The sequence below is a fragment of the Streptomyces sp. SCSIO 30461 genome (assembly GCF_037023745.1).
GTDB lineage: Bacteria > Actinomycetota > Actinomycetes > Streptomycetales > Streptomycetaceae > Streptomyces.
In genome coordinates, this window is the sequence record NZ_CP146101.1 from 4,071,760 (window position 1) to 4,090,951 (window position 19,192).

16 protein-coding genes and 4 pseudogenes are annotated in these 19,192 nt (G+C 67.0%); 8 read left to right on the forward strand and 12 right to left on the reverse strand.

Going from position 1 to position 19,192, the window contains the following annotated elements:
- Positions 1–67 precede the first annotated feature (67 nt).
- From V1460_RS18030 to V1460_RS18045, 4 genes are all read left to right on the forward strand, one after another.
- Positions 68–757, forward strand: a complete 690-nt coding sequence (locus tag V1460_RS18030) for a type 1 glutamine amidotransferase domain-containing protein (protein ID WP_338674682.1) — start codon at positions 68–70, stop codon at positions 755–757.
- A complete protein-coding gene (locus tag V1460_RS18035) occupies positions 754–1,059 on the forward strand; it encodes a DUF1330 domain-containing protein (RefSeq protein ID WP_338674683.1) in 306 nt (101 codons plus the stop codon). Before V1460_RS18030 ends, V1460_RS18035 begins: the two co-directional genes overlap by 4 nt.
- Positions 1,060–1,487: 428 nt before the next feature.
- Positions 1,488–1,976, forward strand: coding sequence for a YbfB/YjiJ family MFS transporter (locus tag V1460_RS18040; RefSeq protein WP_338674684.1), 489 nt, complete (start codon positions 1,488–1,490; stop codon positions 1,974–1,976).
- A gap of 209 nt (positions 1,977–2,185) precedes the next feature.
- Complete coding sequence (locus V1460_RS18045) at positions 2,186–2,461, forward strand: heme-binding protein (protein WP_338674685.1); 276 nt, start codon at positions 2,186–2,188, stop codon at positions 2,459–2,461.
- Positions 2,462–2,640: 179 nt separating this feature from the next.
- Here V1460_RS18045 and V1460_RS18050 read toward each other — a convergent pair whose 3' ends face one another.
- From V1460_RS18050 to V1460_RS18095, 12 genes and pseudogenes are all read right to left on the reverse strand, one after another.
- Complete coding sequence (locus V1460_RS18050; protein WP_338674686.1) at positions 2,641–3,336, reverse strand: IS4 family transposase; 696 nt, start codon at positions 3,334–3,336, stop codon at positions 2,641–2,643.
- A gap of 19 nt (positions 3,337–3,355) precedes the next feature.
- A pseudogene (locus tag V1460_RS18055) lies at positions 3,356–3,667 on the reverse strand (transposase); the annotation flags it as partial.
- 378 nt (positions 3,668–4,045) lie between these two features.
- Positions 4,046–4,843 (reverse strand): DUF2182 domain-containing protein, encoded by a 798-nt coding sequence (locus V1460_RS18060; RefSeq protein ID WP_338674687.1) that lies wholly within the window; start codon positions 4,841–4,843, stop codon positions 4,046–4,048.
- Between the two features lie 230 nt (positions 4,844–5,073).
- Positions 5,074–5,631, reverse strand: a pseudogene (locus V1460_RS18065) (transposase); the annotation flags it as partial.
- A gap of 13 nt (positions 5,632–5,644) precedes the next feature.
- The gene (locus V1460_RS18070; protein ID WP_338674688.1) at positions 5,645–6,289 is read right to left on the reverse strand and encodes a hypothetical protein; all 645 of its coding nucleotides are present in this window, start codon (positions 6,287–6,289) and stop codon (positions 5,645–5,647) included.
- Positions 6,290–6,495: 206 nt separating this feature from the next.
- The gene (ltrA, locus tag V1460_RS18075) at positions 6,496–8,241 is read right to left on the reverse strand and encodes a group II intron reverse transcriptase/maturase (protein WP_338674543.1); all 1,746 of its coding nucleotides are present in this window, start codon (positions 8,239–8,241) and stop codon (positions 6,496–6,498) included.
- A gap of 692 nt (positions 8,242–8,933) precedes the next feature.
- Positions 8,934–9,872 (reverse strand): annotated as a pseudogene (locus tag V1460_RS18080) (transposase domain-containing protein); the annotation flags it as partial.
- Between the two features lie 110 nt (positions 9,873–9,982).
- The gene (locus tag V1460_RS36410; RefSeq protein WP_407077477.1) at positions 9,983–10,222 is read right to left on the reverse strand and encodes a transposase; all 240 of its coding nucleotides are present in this window, start codon (positions 10,220–10,222) and stop codon (positions 9,983–9,985) included.
- Positions 10,201–10,812, reverse strand: a pseudogene (locus V1460_RS18085) (transposase); the annotation flags it as partial. The pseudogene V1460_RS18085 and the gene V1460_RS36410, both read right to left, overlap by 22 nt.
- Positions 10,813–10,997: 185 nt before the next feature.
- A complete protein-coding gene (locus V1460_RS36415) occupies positions 10,998–11,498 on the reverse strand; it encodes a transposase (protein ID WP_407077478.1) in 501 nt (166 codons plus the stop codon).
- Positions 11,495–11,908 carry a transposase gene (locus tag V1460_RS36420; protein ID WP_407077479.1) on the reverse strand — a complete coding sequence of 138 codons (414 nt, stop codon included), beginning with the start codon at positions 11,906–11,908 and terminating at the stop codon, positions 11,495–11,497. The genes V1460_RS36415 and V1460_RS36420 overlap by 4 nt, the downstream gene beginning before the upstream one ends.
- 967 nt (positions 11,909–12,875) lie before the next feature.
- Positions 12,876–13,613, reverse strand: coding sequence for an IS5 family transposase (locus V1460_RS18095; protein WP_338674690.1), 738 nt, complete (start codon positions 13,611–13,613; stop codon positions 12,876–12,878).
- A 289-nt stretch (positions 13,614–13,902) separates the two neighbouring features.
- Here V1460_RS18095 and V1460_RS18100 point away from each other — a divergent pair, with 289 nt between their 5' ends.
- The 4 genes from V1460_RS18100 to V1460_RS18120 all read left to right on the forward strand — a co-directional run bounded on the left by V1460_RS18100 (position 13,903) and on the right by V1460_RS18120 (position 18,715).
- Positions 13,903–16,284, forward strand: coding sequence for a phosphoketolase family protein (locus V1460_RS18100; RefSeq protein ID WP_338674691.1), 2,382 nt, complete (start codon positions 13,903–13,905; stop codon positions 16,282–16,284).
- Between the two features lie 814 nt (positions 16,285–17,098).
- The gene (locus V1460_RS18110) at positions 17,099–17,605 is read left to right on the forward strand and encodes a hypothetical protein (RefSeq protein ID WP_338674692.1); all 507 of its coding nucleotides are present in this window, start codon (positions 17,099–17,101) and stop codon (positions 17,603–17,605) included.
- Positions 17,606–17,768: 163 nt separating this feature from the next.
- Positions 17,769–18,437 carry an RNaseH domain-containing protein gene (locus V1460_RS18115; protein WP_338674693.1) on the forward strand — a complete coding sequence of 223 codons (669 nt, stop codon included), beginning with the start codon at positions 17,769–17,771 and terminating at the stop codon, positions 18,435–18,437.
- Positions 18,434–18,715 (forward strand): hypothetical protein, encoded by a 282-nt coding sequence (locus V1460_RS18120; protein ID WP_338674694.1) that lies wholly within the window; start codon positions 18,434–18,436, stop codon positions 18,713–18,715. The genes V1460_RS18115 and V1460_RS18120 overlap by 4 nt, the downstream gene beginning before the upstream one ends.
- Positions 18,716–19,192 lie beyond the last annotated feature (477 nt).

Sequence of the window (19,192 nt, forward strand, 5' to 3'; positions counted from 1 at the left end):
GTCCGGTCATGGGGAACCCAGTTTCAGCGTCATTAGTAGACTGGTCTAATCACACAGGGAGTGTGTCATGAAGGTTCTGATCGTCCTCACCTCGCACGACGAGCTGGGAAACACCGGCCACAAGACCGGGTTCTGGCTGGAGGAGCTGGCGGCGCCGTACTACCGCTTCAAGGAGGCCAGCTGGGAGATCACCCTCGCCTCCCCGAAGGGCGGGCAGCCGCCGCTGGACCCCAAGAGCAACGAACCCGACTTCCAGACCGACGACACCCGGCGCTTCGAGGCCGACCCCGAGGCGACCAACGCACTGGCCCACACCGTGCGCCTCGACTCGGTCTCGGCGGGCGACTTCGACACGGTCTTCTACCCCGGCGGGCACGGACCGCTGTGGGACCTGGCCGAGGACACCGTCTCCGCGCGCCTGATCGAAACCACTCTCCTCTCCGGCAAACCGGTGGGACTCGTGTGCCACGCACCCGGCGTCCTGCGCCACACCGTCAACGAGGACGGCACCCCGCTTGTCTCGGGTAAGAAGGTCACCGGATTCGCCAACTCCGAGGAGGAGGCCGTCCAGCTCACCGACGTCGTCCCCTTCCTGGTCGAGGACGAACTCACCAAGCTCGGTGGCCTCTACTCCAAGACCGGCGACTGGCAGCCCTACGTCCTGCAGGACGGTCTGCTGATCACCGGGCAGAACCCGGCCTCCTCGGCTCCCGCAGCCGACGCCCTGATCGAGCTGGTCAACAAGGGCGGCGTGTGAGCGCCTACGTGGTCATGCTCCGCGAGCGCGTGACCGACCCGGCCGAGCTGGCACTCTACTCCGGCTCGGCCCGGGCGGCCCGGGCTGGCCACGAGGTGACACCCCTCGTCGGGTACGGGGCGATCGAAACCCTGGAGGGTGCGCCGTTCGACGGTGTGCTGATCCATCGCTTCCTGAGCGTTGCGGACGCGCGGGCCTGGTACGAGAGCCCGGCCTACCAGGCAGCGCTGCCCCACCGCCGGGCCGGTGCGGACTACCGCGTGTTCATCGTCGAAGGAGTCGACGACACCCAGGCCCGCTGAGACGACAAGGTGTCCGTCTGCATCGCACTCCGATGCAGACGGACACCGTCCGGGCCGCAGGCGCCACACCGGTCAGCGGCGACCTGATCGCCGACGCGAACTCGCCGCCTGGCCGGCCATGACGCAGTCGTCGTCTTCCCCGGCGGCAGCCACGGCACGGGAGCGGACCGGACGACACTCATCGACGGCCGTGGCCCGCAGAAGGCCGCCGACGCAGCCCACTCGGCGCCCGCAACGGCTTCGGTCTGTCAGAAGATCCGAGGTGGGGTGCCCGCGGTCCCCCCTTCCGTGGCTCTCGCCCTCGAACAGCCTCCTGTCGAACATCGGGTTCTCGGACCCGCTCCCTGGGCCATCGCGATCCAGGGAGCCGCGCGCTGGCCGCCAGCAACGGGGTCGGCCGCTTGGTCTACACCCCGATCCTGCCGTTGATGCACGACCAGGCCGGACTCTCGGCCGCGAGCGGGGCGAACCTGGCGACAGCCAACTACGTCGGCTACCTGACCGGCAGCTTCGCGCCCCGGCTGGTCCCCTCCCGCCTGGTGATGCGTGCCTCGATGATCGTGATGGCTGCCTCTCTCGCTCTGATGCCGCTCACGCAGGACGTCACCCTCTGGTCAAGGCTGCGCCTCATCGCCGGGTTCACCAGCGCGCTCACCTTCGTCCATGCGGTCGGGGCGCTGTTGTCCGGCTTGCGCCGGTCGGCCCCGCACCTGGTCGACGGGGGATTCGGTGGTATCGGCGCGGGGATCGTGTTCTCGGGACTGCTGGTCCTGGCCGTTCGCGAGGGTGGCGACATGGCGTACGGCGTGGTGGATCGCCGCCGTCCTCACGCTGCTGTTGACCGCAGCCTCATGGAACCTCGCCCCGCTAGCCTCACTGGCGCCGACGGCGAAGGCCGCACCGGGTGGGCCACATGATCGAACCGTCCCACCTGGCACGGAAGTCGTCCGCATCGCGCCCCCACACCTTCATGCTCCATGGCCTCCCCACACCCTCCGGGATCGGAGCAACTGAGGAGAAAAGCAGCTCTGGCCACAACGTTCCTGCGGGTGGCGGCCCCAGGAACGTTGGGGTCGGCCACCGCGTGCAACGGCTCACCCCAACGAAAGGCCACACCACGTCCACCATGAGCCTGAATGTCGCGACTCGACTCGCTGCCGCAGCTCAGACCGCAGCTGAGAAGACGGGAACCGCGATGAACATCGCGATTGTCGATGCCGGCGGCCACCTGCTGCACTTCACGAGGATGGACGGCGCCTGGCTCGGCTCGATCGACCTGGCACTGACGAAGGCCAAGACCTCAATACTCTTCCCGAAGCCCAGCGGGCCCTGGGTGAGCCTTGCGTTTAACCTCAATGCCGTTGACTTTAGGGATCCGGTGGCGGTTTCACGGCTGGGATGATCTTGACTGCTTGGTGTGACGTCCTGGTCGGCTGTACAGGTTTGGGACGGCCGGGGTTCCAGGCTGGGAACTTGGACATCTTGCGTTTGACCTGGCGTAGGACGGTCCGCAGCCGTCGGGGTGGGTTGATTTCCTGCCACAGCTCGGTGCAGAAGTGGGTGATCTCGGCGGTCAGGTGCTCAGGGGGGAAAAGCGCCGGTCAGCGAAGTGACGCTGCGGCGGGCGGCGCGCAGGGCGGCGGCGAAGGACAGCCGGTCGGGATCGATCGGGGTGGCGTGGTGGAGGGCTGCGGTGTGCATCAGGGACCGCAGTGCGGTGTGAACGGCCAGGTGCGCGTAGATCTCTTGCTCTACCAGGTCGGGGCTCTTGCTGGTCAGCACGTTGCCGGAGCCGATCTGGGTGGTCTTCCATTCGGCCAGGGTGGTCTCCGCTTCCCACCGCTCCGCGTACAGCGCGGCCAGTTCCCGGCCTGGGGCCGCGGTTGGGTCCATGAGCGTGGTGGCGAGTCGGTAGTGCTCGTCCGGGGCGCGGCCGGCATCGTCCAGGACGTACTCGACCACCCGGACGCGCACGTCCTGGACCGGTTGCCTGCTGCGGCCCCGGCCGCCGTGCACGGTGGCGATCCACGAACCGTCCGCGAGGACCTGTTCGGGTGTCAGTTTCCACAGCTTGGGCACCCGCCACAGCAGGTCGGCGCCGGTTGCCGCGAGCTGCTTCCACAGATGCACCCCGGGCAGGCCCCGGTCTGCCAGTACCAGCATCCCCGGCCGCAGGCTGCGGGCGAGCTCGGCCGCCAGGCCCCGTTCACCGGACCGGTAATGCCCGACCTCGGCATCGGTGACCACATGCGTCCCGGACTCGATCAGCGCCACCACCCGGGCCAGTGGGTACCCCGACGGGGAGGACGTTGCCCTCGGCGTCGACCGCACGCCACAGGTAGCGCTGTCGGCTCTGGATCTTCACGAAGGCCTCGTCCAGGTGCCACTTGTCCCCAGGTCGCGGGCGGCGTCGGCGCAGCGCGTTCGCGTAGGCGGGGCCGAACCGGCGGCGTGTCCACTGATGCGTCTCGTGGCTGACCGCGATGCCGCGCCCGACCATCAGATCCTCGACGTCACGCAGGCTCAGGCCGAACCGGTGGTACAGCCACACGCAGTGCGCGATGACCTCCGGCGGGAAACGGAACCCCCGGTACAACACCGTCTCCACGAACAGCCCCTCCAGGAATCGACCAGACAGGTGACCATCACACCGGAGGCGGCTCCCTGACAGTGCCCTACCAGGACATCCACACCACGGGTCGATCCAGCTCGGCCCGCTCGGCCCGCTCGGCCTCCCGACCCGACCGCCACCGCCACTTGGCGGCTGTCGGTTGCACGGGCCGGTCCGAGGACGTCGTCCCGTTGCGCCGCCACCGCGACACCCAGCTGTGCAGCGTGCCCGGGTTGATGCCAAGCTCCTCGGCAACCTCCCCGGCCGGGCCTCCCGGCCTCGACCACGATGCGCACCGCACCTTCACGGAACTCGGCGTCGTACTGCGACTTCTTCTTGGACCCCATGAATCCCAACTTCCCCTGCAATCACTGGCTACTGCATCCCCCCCGAGATTGGCGAAACACCCGGCAGCAGAACCCCTCCAAAAAAGGCAAGAAAGGAAAATGCAATCAGGGCCACTCCGACAATGTTGTGCAATGCGACTCCTTTGGTCAAGAAAAGTTCGCCAAAGATCAATACAGTCAATGCGACAAGCAGAAACAAATTCATCATCCCGAGAGGAATCATGATCGACATCAAGCCCAGACAGCAAACCACGCAGTGACCACCATGGCGACTTCCGGCTTGCGCACTGCGCAGTCGCGAACGATCCACAGCATGGACACAAAATGCATGGTCCAACGGATTTCGACAATGCCTCACGCACCTTCTCACTGGCGGACTTAGATGATACAGGCCTGCAAATAGGTAGATTGCAGACCCAATCCATCGACCGGATTCTGGATGCTCGCTAACGGCATTCCCTGCTGCAGCAAAGGCGACATATCCAAGAAATCCGAAAACCGCCCAAACGAGAAAGAATCCGAGGGTGAAACTGCCGGATCTCATGACGCACAGCAGCTGCGATGGACTCCTTTCGCGGTAAATTGACCATGCTGCCGCCACGGGAATAACGGATGGCAGCATCATGGCCACCATCATCGCCGTCCACACGGCCACGAAGGCAATCACCGTCATTCCCATGATCCCCGGACCGACGCCCATCCGTACGGCCAGCCGGACCGTAACGATCCAGGCTCCCGCCAACACGGCCAGGAACAGTGTCCACGTTGCTGCCAGGTGGCGACTATCCACATCCGCCCGCCATCGGAAACGGTCAGTTTGGGCCACCACACACGCTCCGCTCTTGCTTCCCGAGCCCCCTCCAGTCTCCCCTCTCCGCCAGTCTGTCGCTACTCAACTTCATTGGGTGATGTCGGGTAGCGTGGGTCGGCGGTCACCTGCGCCGGTGACCGCCGACCCACATGGGATGGCCCTCGGTGTGCATACTGTGGGGGTCTATCAGGAATTAGGTGTGATTCGTCTGTTTGGCCTATGAGTTGTTCGGTGGGCTGCTCGGACTACACCCGTCCGGCGGTAAGGCGGCCGTCGAAGAGGACGTCGAACTCGTTGAGGGCGGACTTCCAGCGGTTGTTCCAGCGCTGGCGGCCGCGGCCGGTGGGGTCGAGGGCGAGGGTGGCCAGGTAGAGGCGCTTGAGGGCGGCCTGCTCGTTGGGGAAGTGCCCGCAGGCCTGGGCCGCGCGCCGGTAGCGGGCGTTGAGGGACTCGATGGCGTTGGTGGTGTAGACGACTTGGCGGATGGCGTCGGGCAGGCCGAGGAAGGGCACGAATTCGCTCCAGGCCCGCTGCCAGGTCCCGGCGATCGAGGGGTAGCGTTTGCCCCAGATGGCGTCGAAGTCGGCGAGTCGTTGCCGGGCTTCTTCTTCGTTGACGGCGGTGTAGACGGGCTTGAGGTCGCGGGCGACCTCGGCCCAGTCGCGGCGGGAGGCGTAGCGCAGGCTGGCGCGGATGAGATGGACGACGCAGGTCTGCACGACGGTCTGGGGCCAGACGGTGCTGACCGCGTCAGGCAGGGCACTCAGCCCGTCGCAGACCAGCATGAGCACATCGCGCACGCCCAAGGCCGCGGAGTTAAGCGCCGGGACCGTCCGTCAAGAGGGTCGTCTTCCATGCGTCGGCGAGTGTGTATGTCCCGTAGGCGATCTTCTTGAGCAGGCCCTCGGCGGCCCACTGGCTCATCTGGGTTGCGAAGCTCCTCGTGCTGTGGATACCCAGCGCGAGGGTGACTTCTCGTGGGCGCCAGGCGCGTTCGGGATCGGCAGCCATGAGATGGAAGACTCTGTTCCTGTTGCCGGCTCCCATGGGGCGGATGCCCGCGACTGCCTTGCGTAGGTCCTCAGGTTGCCTCTCCGGCGGTTCGGGTGGACATGCGGGTGCGGAGCGGAGAGCCACGGTCAGTGCGGTGATCTTCCTGCTCTGTCGTGGTCTGAGTTCGGCAGGTCTGGTGGGATATCGGTTGCGTCCCGCCTTCACGGCGCGTGCGCTGGTACGAAGGCGCCGTGGTGGAAGCAGCCCCATGAGCAGGGCCGTTCCGATCCGGCCGACCAGCAGGCTCTGTCCGGTGAGTTGGTCGTCGGCTCTGGCGAGGACGAGCTGGTCGCGGGCTGTCTCCAAGGCGATGGTGAAGCTGGCGCGGTCCGGGTCGGTCCCGGGGCGGCACTCCACGGCGTCGCCATGGCCGTCCGCAGGATCTGGTAGATGGTCAGCTGGGCCCACAGTTCCTGTTCCAGGCCCGCGGGATCCTGTGAGCGCAGCACGAGTCCGTGCTGCAGCGTGTACCGAAGCGCGTAATAGGCCGATTCGTGTTGTCGGGTAGGTGCGGCGCATTGCTGCGCCGCACCCCCCTCAGAACCGGACGGGCGGCGTTAACCGCATCCGGCTCAAGCAGGCCCTGAAGGCCCACGGGCAGCCAGAATGGCTGGTCAGCGTGGTTCACTGCCGCCGCGCCAGCGGTGGCAGTGAACGTGGGTGAGTCGGAAGGCGACGGGATCGTCGGACTGGCTTCCGTCCGCTTCGGCGGTGAGCGCGTTTGCGCGTACCGCCGTCCGGATCGCCCGCAGCCACTGCTCCCATTCCTGGGGGCTCTGCGGCTGCTGGTCGGCGTGCAGGAGAAGCGTTCCGCAGAGCGGGCACCGGCCGTGCTGTCCTTGGAGCAGACTCAGCAGGCGCGTGCTGAGCGGGGGCTTGTTCCTGCGTCGCCGCGAGGCCCAGTACTCGGTCAGCGCCGGGTCGTCCACGGACGCCCCTTTGACGACGAGTTGATGTCTGACGATCCTGGTCCAGGCGAATTTGGTGAGGTAGCGGCCGCTCTCGCGGTCACCGAACACCCACCGGTCCTGCCGGGACTCGTTGAACCGGCCGAAATACCGGGAGGTCACCCAGCCGTTCGGCTTGTTCGGGTGTGTGTGGCGGGCCCACTTGTAGACCAGCCTCCACACATGGTTGTCCAGCGAGGCGAACACCTCACTGGAGACCACTCCCCGAAAGTAGGCAGCCCAGCCCCGGATGATCGGGTTGAGCTTGGCGATCATCGCCGCCGCGTTCTGCCCCCGAAGGGCCAGCACCTCGGCGGCGAGCCGTGCCCGGATCCGTCGCACGGATGCCTTGCTCGGCTTGATCAGCAGCATGCCGTGGTAGCGGCGGACGGTGAAGCCCAGGAAGTCGCAGCCCTCGTCGAGGTGCGCGATGCGCGTCTTGTCCTCGTTGAAGGCCAGACCCCGGGGCCTGAGCCACCGGGCGAGCCGCTCCTTGACCTGTTGCGCCTCGTCACGACTGTGACAGAGCACCACCAGGTCGTCGGCGTACCTGACCAGAGTCGGCGAGCCGACTGCCAGTTCACCAGCCCGTGGGCCGGTGAGCCGGTAGTGGACTCCGGCAGCCTCTTCCATCCCGTGCAAGGCCACGTTCATCAGCGCCGGGGAGATGATCCCGCCTTGCGGAACCCCCTCCTCGGTCGGGGCGAGAACGCCGCGGTCGAGTACTCCCGCCTTGAGCCACTGCTCGACCAGCCCCCGGGCGGGGAACTGTCCGATCGAGGCCATGAGGCGGTCGTGATCGATGCGGTCGAACGCCGCTGCCAGGTCTGCGTCAAGGACCCACTGGCGCTTCGGGCTCTTGCCCTTGGCGGCCAGGAAGATCGCTCCGATCGCGTCGTGGCAGCCACGGCCGGGACGAAATCCATAGGATCTCGGCTCGAACCGTGCCTCCCACTCGGGTTCCAGCGCGTTCAGCGTCACGGCTTGAAGACACCGGTCGATGATCACGGGAATTCCGAGGCCGCGCTGACGGCCATTGGCCTTGGGGATATAGACCCGCCTGACGGGCAAGGGTCTCCACGGCGCTGCCCGGTGCTGCATCCAGTCGGCCAGTTCGGCCTTCCCCTGGGGCAGCAGGACAACCCGGCCGTCGATCCCTGCCGTCTTGCGGCCAGCGTTGATCTCCGTCACCCGCCGCACGCTCACCAGCGTGTTGGAGCGGGAGCGGAGCATTAGTTTCTGGAGATTGCGGACCTTCTTGAGGTCCCCTGCCTGCGATGCCGTGAAGATCCGCTGCCTCAGCCGCCGTACTTCGTTCTCCGCGCCCTGCCAGTCGATCGACTGCCAGTCGGTGATGTCGTCCTCAGGTCCGTTCGCCGTGACGGCACTGTCGTCCTGGACGGTGTCCGCCACGGGAGATGTTGTCGCCACGGTGTCCAACTTGCCCTTCGGTTTCAGCGTTGATGGTCATCCGGTCCTCACAGGCCCACCTGACCCACGTCAGCACCCTTGCGGGTCCGGGCTGAGCCCGTATCCGGCCGGTTATGCGAGGCGACCAGCGGAGGCGCTGGTCATCTGCCCCGGTTTCCCGCTGCCTTTCGGCGACCGGCGTTGGCTTCTTGGGTCATCCTGTGCCCGCTGGGGAGTTGGGCCTTCCTTACGGTCGGCTGACCGGACGCTGTCGCGTCCGGACCCCAGCGGGGTTTCCACGTTCCACACGAGTGAGATACGACCGGGGTGGGTGCCCCCTAAACTCCGGGACGGCGATGCTCTCCCGGCTGACGTTGGGTCTTCAGCCGGCGCCTGCCGCTTCTCAGCGACCAGTCCTGCACCCCGCTGGAGCAGTCCATCGGCGGGGCCCACGATCACGAAGCATCATCAGGGGTTCACTTGCGTTCACCCGTCCGGTCTTCCCCTTGCCTGTAATCCCCGGATGGCACGGGGGCCCTTGGGCTTCTCCTTCGAGCTCCACACCCCGCCGTTACCGGCGACGCATGTCGAAGTGGGGACGGGCCTTGAGCACTGGCCCGGAACTACGCTGTCGACATCAAGTCGATCCTCCGATCAGGTAGTTCACTCAATCTCGTGCGACTTCGTGTCGCACCCCACCGTTCGTGATAGAGCCCGACCAGGGTTTCGGCCGGATCGCGGCGGTGATCCAGCAGCGTGGTGGCGATGCGGTACTGCTCACAGAGCGTCTCTCCGGTCGCAGTGCTCATGGTGATCGTCGAGTCGATGACCCGCAGCTTGAGCGTGCCCATCCGTGTCAAGTACGAGCCGTCGGGTAGCACCGCCAAGATGGCCGGGCGACGTCGGGCGGTGATCCGGATGACGAACTGCGCGCCGGTGGCCGCCGTGTCGGACAGGAAGTCGTCCGCGTCGAAGCCGCGGTCGGCGAGGACGAGCATGGTGGCGTTCACCAACCGCAGCAGTCGGCGGGCGTACGCGGCCTCGTACTCATTCGTCGGCCCGAACTCGGCCCCGAGGAGCCCGCGGGTGCCGGTCTCGCACAGTGTCATCAGGCGCATCATGGGGTATCCGGCCCAACCGAGTCGGGCCTGGACTTTGCCCAGCCAGGCCCGGTTCCGTTCGCAGTCGGGGACTTTGATGGCACTGCAGCCGTCGAAGGCGACGGTTCGCCAGCGTCGGTAGCAGGTGCCTGGGGTGGTGGGCTGCGCGATGGGGCCGGCGACCACGTCGAACAGTGCCTTCAGCGGAGCCGGCCCCAGGCGCCGTCGCAGACAACGAAGGGCCTTCTCGCTCGGCCGGCTTGCGTTCCGCCTCGCGAGTCCGGCCGTCAGCTTGTCCCATACCCGGAGATAGCCCAGCGCGGGGAACAGGGACAGGGCCAGGATGAAGTACACCCCGACGCGTGACGGAAGGAGACGCCGCCGACGCTCAAGGACCCGGCTCTCCTCCAGGACCGCATCGACGAGTTCAACGGGAAGATACCGAGTCAGGTCTCCCAAGTGGCCCGGCGCGAGAAGGAGTTCTTCTTCACGTCCATGGGATTCGGGCACGGTGGTGGCACACTGGCTGGTCAACGGGACCTCTTCGGCGAGTAGATCTTGGTCGATCCCTCACCTACCAGAGGTCCCGTTGCCACATCCGCCGCATACAGCGAGATCACCCTCTTGACGGACGGTCCCGGCGCTTAACTCCGCGGCCTTGCGCGCACGCCTCGGTTCTTGATCTCGGTCAGGACGGTCTGCCAGTACTTGGCGCCCTCCCCGCCGTTCCCGGCCCACAGGCCGAGGATCTCGCGGTAGCCGTCGGCGGTGACCGCAACGGCCACGTAGATCGGCCGGTTGGCGACGTGACCATCCCTGATCTTGACGTGGACGGCGTCGATGAAGACGACGGGTAGACCGGATCGAGCGGGCGGGTGCGCCACTCCGCCATCGACTCCAGGGCCTTGTCGGTGATCGTGGAGATGGTCTCCTTCGTCGTCGTCATCCCGTAGGTCTGGGCGAGGTGGGAGACGATCTCGCCGGAGGTCAGGCCCTTGGCGGTCAGCGAGATCACCAGATCGTCCAGCGCGCCGGTGCGGCGGGCGTACACGGGCAGCATCCGGGGCCGGAAGGTGCCCAGCCTGTCTCTGGGGATCTGCACCGTCACGGCACCGACCTCCGTCATGACCTTCTTGGTCCGGTAGCCGTTGCGCATGTTGCCGCCCGAGCGGGACCCTCGCCCACCGCTCCGGCCGGCCTCGGCGGCCAGGTGCTCGTCCATTTCGGCTTCCAGGGCGGCCTGCATCAGGTGCTGGGCCAGCTCGGGCAGCAGCCCGCCCTCGCCCATCAGCCGCAGCCCTTCCCCGCGGACCTTCTCGGCCGCGAGCGCGGCCAGCTCCTCCAGCAGCTCGCTGGACAGACCGTTCTGAGACACCGGCATCGACTTCACGTCGGCACCCTGAACACTGCTGTCAGCCACGGCAAGCGACACGCTGCCGGAGGTCTCGATCCGGTGATCCATCGTCGTATTCATCAGGTGACTCCTTCGTGGAGGCTCACACCTGATTCATGACACTCGCTACTGTGGCCGTCAGAGGGGCCGTCGTCCGACCGAACGGCGATGGGTGGGGCCGATATGGGGTGAGGTAGCCGAAGAGCTTGTGCTTGCGCAGGCGGCGGCGGTTGTAGAAGATCTCGATGACCCCGTTGCCCGCTTGCTTATGCGGCGAGGTCAAGGGCAGCGAGGTGTGATGTCCGGGTCGGGGCGAGTGGTTGCCCGGTCCACCAGGCGTCGATGCGGATGAGGTTGATGGCGGTGGCTGTGAGGACGTGTGAGAGGGCGGTCTTCCGTAGTCCTGCGTAGCGGGTGCGGCGAGCGCCAGTGGCAGTGACGGCCTGGTGGATCGTGCCCTCCACGCCGGAGCGGATCGTGTAGACGGCCCGGCGTCCATCAGGTGTTCGTCGGGAAGCAGGTGCTTGGCGTGGAGCCGGTCGTGGGTCTCGTCGACGACCGTAGCCGTCGGCTGCAATGCGCCAGGTGAGCTGGGTCCGCTCGTTCTCATCACTTGGCAGCCGGTAGGAGTCCATTCGGGCCCCGTACTGTTTCTGCCAGGCCGGGGGCATCCAGGACGCGAGCCACTGGGGTGCGGCAACGGCGACCGCCTCCAGCGCGGCCCGCAGCGTCTCGCCGACGAACTCCAGGCGGTTGAGGTCCCTCACTGCGGCAAGCACATGCGTGGAGTCGGTGCGCTGCCGGCCCCGGCCTGCCACCAGCCCCAGCTCCGTGAGCCGTTCCAGAGCAGATCCAGAATCTCCTCCTCCAGACTGCGGGCCAGGAGACGGTCGCGGAACCCCGCCAGCACGGTGAAACCGAAGCCCGGGTCTGTCAGGTCGAGGCCAAGCAGGTACTTCCAATCGATTCTCGCGCGCACCGCGTGGACCGCCTGGCGGTCGGTCAGATTCTCCGCGAACTGCAGCACGCTGACCAGCGCCAGCTGGCCCGGAGCGACACCGGGGCGGCCACGCACGCCGAACGCGGACCTGAACACCTCGTCGCCGAACAGAGGACCGAGCGCGTCCCGCACCCGCATCGCCAAACACCCCTTGGGAAACGCTGCCCAAGCCACCACCCTCGTTCCCTCAGGCACCCCCCGACCCGAGTCCGCCCGCATCGACACCCAACCCCTCCGTCCCGAGTCCGAGACGGCCTCGCGACTCAAGCCCCCGACCTGAGGCTCCACCCCTGAACCACCCACCAAGGTGGAGATCAGAGGCATTCACCCAATCGGGCAACGGGGTCATCGAGACCTTCTACAACCGCCACCACCTGCGCAAGCACAAGCTCTTCGACTACCTCACCCCGACCGAGACCCGACAGCGGCACCAACACGACCTCGCGACATAACGAACGAGTGTCCAAGATCACGGGGAAACTTCACCGCCCGCCTCACCCGCGGCGGCCGACACCTGCGCTTGCGCATCTCGGCGACCTGACCCTGGCGACACGAACCGGCCACAGCCTTCCACCGCCTCGCCACACTGCCCCGCAAACCCCTGACCACCCACGACCCGAAAGACCCCGGAGAACCCGACCACCGCGCCGGGGCTCCACCATGCCCGAACACCGAAATCGCTTCGGCCACCCGACAGCAGACGATCAACGACACCTCATCGCCTCAAGCGAAAAGGCGAGGTCAGCAGGGCAGCCTCACGCGGTACACACACCAAATCGTGACTCGCTCTTGACAAGAAGCACTATCTAACGTGCCATCAAGGCTATCGCAACTGTGCGACACACGAGCGGTCGTCACCGTTTATTCGGGTCTGAACCTCTACGCTTACTTCAGTGGCACCAGCGACCTCTCTTCTGCTGTCGAGAGGTACTCCGCAGCCGACCTTACCGGGGCACCTCGATATAAAGTCCGGTAATCCTGAATTGAGTTGGTGGTGCCGGGACTGAAAAGACCAGAAAGGCCTTCCTGTGGCCTCTGGGTACTCGATCTCTAAGAGAGTGTCTCACGTGGTGAGTTTCGCGAGCTTCTTGTAGCAGGTGAGGGCGGCTGCGGGGCCGAGGAAGGCGAGGAAGTGGGAGCCCTTTCACTCGTACCGAACGGTGAGCCAGCGGTAGCCGGACAGCCCGGCGATCGACCGCTCGATCTTCCAGCGGTGCCGGCCAAGCCGCTCACCGGACTCGATGCCCGGCCGTGCGATACGCGGGACGACTCCCCGCTCACGCAGCCAGGACAGGTGCTCGGCGGAGAAGTCCGCCTTGTCGGCACGGAGCTTGACCGGTCGGCGCCGCCGCGGCCCGCGGCGGGAGCGGACGGCGGGTATGGCCCGGACCAGCGGCTTGAGGGCCAGGCTGTCGTGCATGTTCGCGCCGGACACCGCGACGGCGAGCGGAATGCTCTGGGGCCTCGGACAGCACGTGCAGCTTGCTGCCCTTCTTGCCACGATCGATCGGATTCGGCCCGGTGAACGCACCCCCCTTTTCGCCCGCACCGACGCCGCGTCCACGATCACGCAGGTCCAGTCGAGCTCACCCCGGACACCAAGTTCGTCCAAGACCGACCGGTGCTGTCGGCGCCACAGCCCTGCCTGGGTCCACGCGGTGAACCGGCGATGCGCCGTCGCGGGCGAGACGCCGAACCTCTCCGGCAGGTGTCGCCAGGCGCACCCGCTGGTCAGCACGTACACCACCGCCGTGAATACAGCCCGCTCATCCAGCGGCGCGATCCCACCGCCCTGCGGACGGGAGTTGAACGACGGCAGCAACGGTGCGACCAGCTCCCATAACCCGTCAGGAACCAGCCGCTGCGACAGATCAGCACCCACGAAGAGACATCATGCCGCAGCCCACACCATCACCACGTGAGACAACCTCTAAGCCGGCGAGGGGATTTGCACCCGACCGCCCCTCCGCGCACCGTACCTGCGCAGTCAAGGTGCGGACGTTTCTTGCCAGCCCGCAGTTGTCGCGGTCGACGAACGGGCCTTCACTGTCTCGTCGAGCTGCAGCCAGGGCTGGCAGGAAGCCACAGGCATACGGATTTCCATCCCAACCCATGCGTGTCGGCACACCCCTCCGGCCCAATAAACGACGACGCAACTCCCGGAGCCGCAGATGACCCCGACCGTCGACAGTGCCGCACCCCTCGCCGAGAGCGAACTGCGAGCTCTGGATGCGCACTGGCGCGCCGCCAATTATCTGGCGGCCGGGCAGATCTACCTGCTGTCGAATCCGCTGCTGCGTGAACCGCTGCGCCCTGAGCACATCAAACCGCGGCTGATGGGCCACTGGGGAACAACTCCGGGGCTGACCCTCGTCTACACCCATCTCAACCGCGTCATCAGCAGTCGAGGGCAGGACGCTCTCTGCATCTGGGGACCGGGGCATGGCGGCTCGGCGGTTCTCGCGGGTTGCTGGCTGGAGGGCACCTACACCCGTACCTATCCAGACGTTACTCGTGACGCTGCGGGCATGGCCAGGCTGTTCCGCCAGTATTCCTTCCCTGGCGGTGTGCCCACCAACATCGCCCCGGAGACTCCGGGTGCCGTCTACGAGGGAGGGGAATTGGGATATTCGCTGTCCCATGCGTACGGGACGGCACTGGACAATCCCGACCTGCTGGTCGCCTGCGTGATCGGCGACGGCGAGTTCGAGACGGGAGCACTGGCTGCCTCCTGGCACAGCAATAAGTTCCTCAGTCCCGTACACGATGGCGCTGTGCTGCCCATTCTCCATGTAAACGGCTATAAGATCGACAACCCGACCGTGCTGGCCCGCCTGCCGGAAGAGGAACTCGACCATCTCCTCCGAGGCCTGGGACATGAGCCACTGTACGTCTCAGGTGACGACCCCTCCCACGTTCACCAAGCCATGGCCTCCGCGCTGGACACAGCGGTCGACCGGATCCATGCCATCCAGCAGGCAGCTCGGTGCAACGGCGTCCACGAGCGCCCCCGCTGGCCGGTACTCGTCCTGCGCACTCCCAAAGGCTGGACGGGCCCCGTGAAGGTGGACGGCGTCCCAGTGGAGGGAACCTGGCGCTCCCACCTAGTGCCCCTTCCCCACGCACGGCACGACCCCGGCCATCTTGCTCAGTTGGAGACCTGGCTGCGTTCCTATCGGCCGGAGGATCTGTTTGACGACGACGGCAAGCCCACCGACGAGGTGCTGTCCTGTGTGCCGGACGGCCCTCGGACTCTCGGAGCCTCTGTCCACGCCAATGGCGGTTCGAGACTGCAGGCCCTCCCGGTACCACCGCTGGAAGAGTACGCCGTTGCTGTGGACGAGCCGGGCATCACGCAGCACGAGCCCACTCGGGTCCTGAGCGGACTGCTCAGGAAAGTCATGGAGGACACCGCGCAGCGTCGCGACTTCCGCTTGGTGGGCCCGGACGAGACGACTTCCAACCGTCTGCAGGCCGTCTACGAGGCCACCGGCAAGGCGTGGCAGGACGACATCCTGGCGACCGACGAGCACCTGTCCGGTGACGGCCGGGTGATGGAGATCCTCTCCGAACACACCTGCCAAGGGTGGCTGGAAGGATATCTGCTCTCAGGCAGGCACGGCCTGTTCTCCTGCTACGAATCATTCGTTCACATTGTCGCCTCTATGATGAGCCAGCACATCAAATGGCTGCACACAGCACGTCAGCTGCCTTGGCGAGCCCCTGTCGCGTCCCTCAACTACCTGCTCACTTCTCACGTATGGCGACAAGAGCACAACGGCTTCTCCCATCAGGACCCCGGAGGCATCGGCCATGTCCTCGACAAGAGCCCCGACGTGGTCCGCGTCTACCTGCCACCGGACACCAACACCCTGCTTGCCGTCACTGAGCAGGTACTGCACAGTCGTGACAACGTCAACGTCGTTGTCACCGGCAAACGACCCACCTTCGACTGGCTCTCGATCGAGCACGCCCGCGAGCACTGCGCCCGGGGCGCGGGCATCTGGCGCTGGGCGGGTACCGACGACGGCAGCCGTATCCCGGACGTCGTACTCGCCTGTGCCGGCGACGTTCCCACCTTAGAGGCGGTGGCTGCAGCGGGAATGCTGCGCCGTCACCTTCCCGACCTGTCAGTGCGGTTCATCAACATCGTCGAACTCGCGCGGCTCATCCCTCCCGGGCATCATCCCCGGGGCATGCCGGACGAGGAGTTCGACGCGCTCTTCACCCGCGACCGTCCGGTGATCTTTGCGAATCACGGCTACCCATGGCTGGTCGACCGCCTCACATTCCGCCGCTCGATCCAATCCCGACTATACGTGCGCGGCTACCTCGAGTCGGGAACCACCACCACGCCCTTCGACATGGTTGTGCGCAACGACCTCGATCGCTACCGGCTCGTCATGGACGTCATCGATCGTGTACCAGACCTTGGTCCGCGCGCAGCCGCCTTGCGGCAGACCATGTCCGACGCTCGCTCCCGCCACCACGCATGGATCCAGAAGCATGGCGACGACATGCCCGAAGTGGCCGGCTGGGCCTGTCGATCATGAAAACGGCCTGAGCGGCACGGGACCGGCCCCCGAGAGGAGAATCTCCCACGGTGATGAAGGTCTGCTCGCCTGACTTCAAGGCGGATGCTGTCGCGCCGTACCTGTCGGTCCCAAGCCACACCTTCGAGGGCATCGGCAAGGATCTGGGGATCAGTCGCAAGATGCCGCGTAACGGAGTGCGGACCGAACGGACCCGCCACGGCGGGGGGAGGCCGCTTGTCGCCCCCCATGGCCAAGGGTTTCCTCGCGGACGGCCAGATATCCCCCTGGAACTGGACGGGAGTCGAATCGGCCTGGGGTAGCTGTGACGGGTGCGGCTGCTGCGCCTCATGCTGCATCCAGCGCTCGGCTACGTCTGTGCCGCGCAGGCGGATTGGTCGCCGCCAGCCGCCGCCTGGCCGCCCTGCCCCGCCTGAGCCCGAACGTGCCCCCCCCCTTCCCTGAGCACCTCGCCGACGACGCCCTGGCCGACACCCCCGGGGCCGGTCTGGGCCGTCGCCCCGGCCAGCGTCCGCACCCCCGGCCTGGGCCGCGGACACGGCATGGAGTTCTTCCCCCGCATCGAGGAGGCCATCGACACCCGGTGCGAGAAGTACAACCACCGCAGCCCCGTGTTCATCGAGGTCCCCGGCATCAAGGTGCCACCAACCGAGAGCGGCTCACGCGTCAGCGGACCGATCCCCCTCGAACGGATCCCCGCCGCCCTGGACGCCGCCGACGTGGGCACCCTCCTCGTCCCCGTCCTGTGGAGCACCGACGAGGTCCGCGCCCGGGTGAAGGCGGCGATCGCCGCCCAGTGGGGCCTCGGCGAAAATTGGAGGGCCGTCGAAGGCGTCGTCGAAGCCGCCGTCGGCGGGCGTATCGAGGTTGTTTTCCTCCACGACAAGGCCGGTGCCCTCGGCCGCGGACCACGCACCAGCGCGGAGCGCGAGCGGGACCTGGCACACATGCTCGCCCCCACACCCGCAAGGACACGCTCGTCGCGGCGATCTGCGAGACCGACTGGGACCCCGAGCGCTGGTACCCGAGTGTCGAAGCCCGCGAGAAGGCCGAGGCCGAGGACGGCAAGTGGCCCACCAAGCAGGCTCTCGCGCGCCTCGCAGCGGCCTCCCAGTACATCAAGCAGGCCCCGCCTCCGGTCCCCACCCTCACCCGGGAGGGCAAGCCCTACAACGAGAAGTACCGCGTAAAGAAGGTCGCCTCCCGCCAGAGCGGCCTCGACAGCTCGACCACGAACGTGCTGCGCGAGATCCTCAGCACCGTCGGCGCCACCGACCACCGCCTCGGTGCCGCGTTCGGCAAACCGGGTCTTCGAAGTTAAGCGGTGCGGCATGGCCATGCCAATACGACGGTCGTCGACCGGGAGGGCGGTCAGGCCAGTCATTGCACGGGCAGCGCACCGCGTCGGCCGTCCGCCCGGAAGCTGTCATGTACGCACGCACCGCTTAACTTCGAAGACCCGGCAAACCGCCGCTCAAGAACTGGTGGCACATCGGCATCCACGTCCGCCTCCACGCCCAGCGCCGCACGCCCGGCAAGCGCCGCACCACCGAACCGGCACCGATCACCGCAACCCTCACTGCCATGCGCCCCACCGGCGGAAGGGACGCCCCTGGCAGGTCTGGGCCTACAGTCCCCAGGCCGGGCAGTGGCAGCCCCACAGCCCGGCCACCACCGCGCTGCACGCCGCCGACCTCGCCTGGGACGTCAGCGGATACCGCGCCGCCGCGGACGAGACACTCCAGGCACGCGCCGCCGGGGACATCGTCGACCAGGCCCTCATCGCCACCCGCACCCAACTCCCCACTGCAGCACCCGCGGTGCTCTACGTCGATGGCGACGTCGCCGAGTACATCTGGGCGGGCCTCACCGACGAAGCCCTGGGCCAGGACCCGCCGCCCGGCACCCCCCGGCCGGCGTCCTGGCTGCCCGGCCACAGCCTCCCCCGCGCCCAACGTCCCCTGGCCTCCGCACGCGTCATCGGCGACCTGGAGCGCATTCGCCTTGGTCTGTCCGGCTTGCCGGGGACCGTTCCCGAGGCCCCGGCCGGGTGGATCATGACCTCATGGGAGCCTGGCCAGAGGCCCCGTCGCTGTCCTGTCTGCCCCGCCCGGCCGGAGCCACCTCCGGTCAGGAAGGCATCTCCGGCATGACAGGAACGGACACCGAGGCAGCCGCTGAACCCGTGGTGATCGGCGGGGTGGACTCCCACGCCGACACCCTCCACGTCGCCGGGGTGACCGACCACGGCGGCCAGCTCGCCGATGCCGAGTTCCCCACAACGGCCGCCGGATACACGGCTGCTCTCGCATTCGTGGCACCGGGACATCGTGGCCCTGCACCGCGACCTGCTGGGCATCTCCACCGTTCGCGAGCCGACACCCACCACCGACCCAGCCGAGCCCCAGGCGCGCAGCCCGTCTGTCCGTGAAGGCTCATCCCTGCGGTGGTCCAGGCACGCATCTTCTATCCCCCACCGATATGCGGGCAGGTGGGAAACGGACAGCCGCCCTCTTCGGTGAGGCGATAGACGTCGGGATGGACCCCTGGCACAGACGCCTTCAGCCCGGACCTCTGACTCGGCAGGAGTGGCGCTCTGCCGAACTCCTGCCGACGAAGGCTGGGCGTATTCAGCACCTGTCCCTGAGCTGGGCGAAAGTCAGACTTCGTTCGAACCGCCGATCACCCCGCTGGCACGCGTCGGCCCGGCATGGGTCCCGGCCTCGGACGGCACGCCAGCCCGCGAGGGCTCCAAGGCGCCTGATCCTTCGCGGGGACCCTCACCGGAAGGCACCGCCAGAGACTGGTCCAGGTTGTCCAGCGCCGCTTCATAGGCCGCACGTGCAGCAAGGGCGTCATCGGCGGCGTCGCGTATCCGTGTCAGCCGTTCCTTCTCGGTCGATGTCCC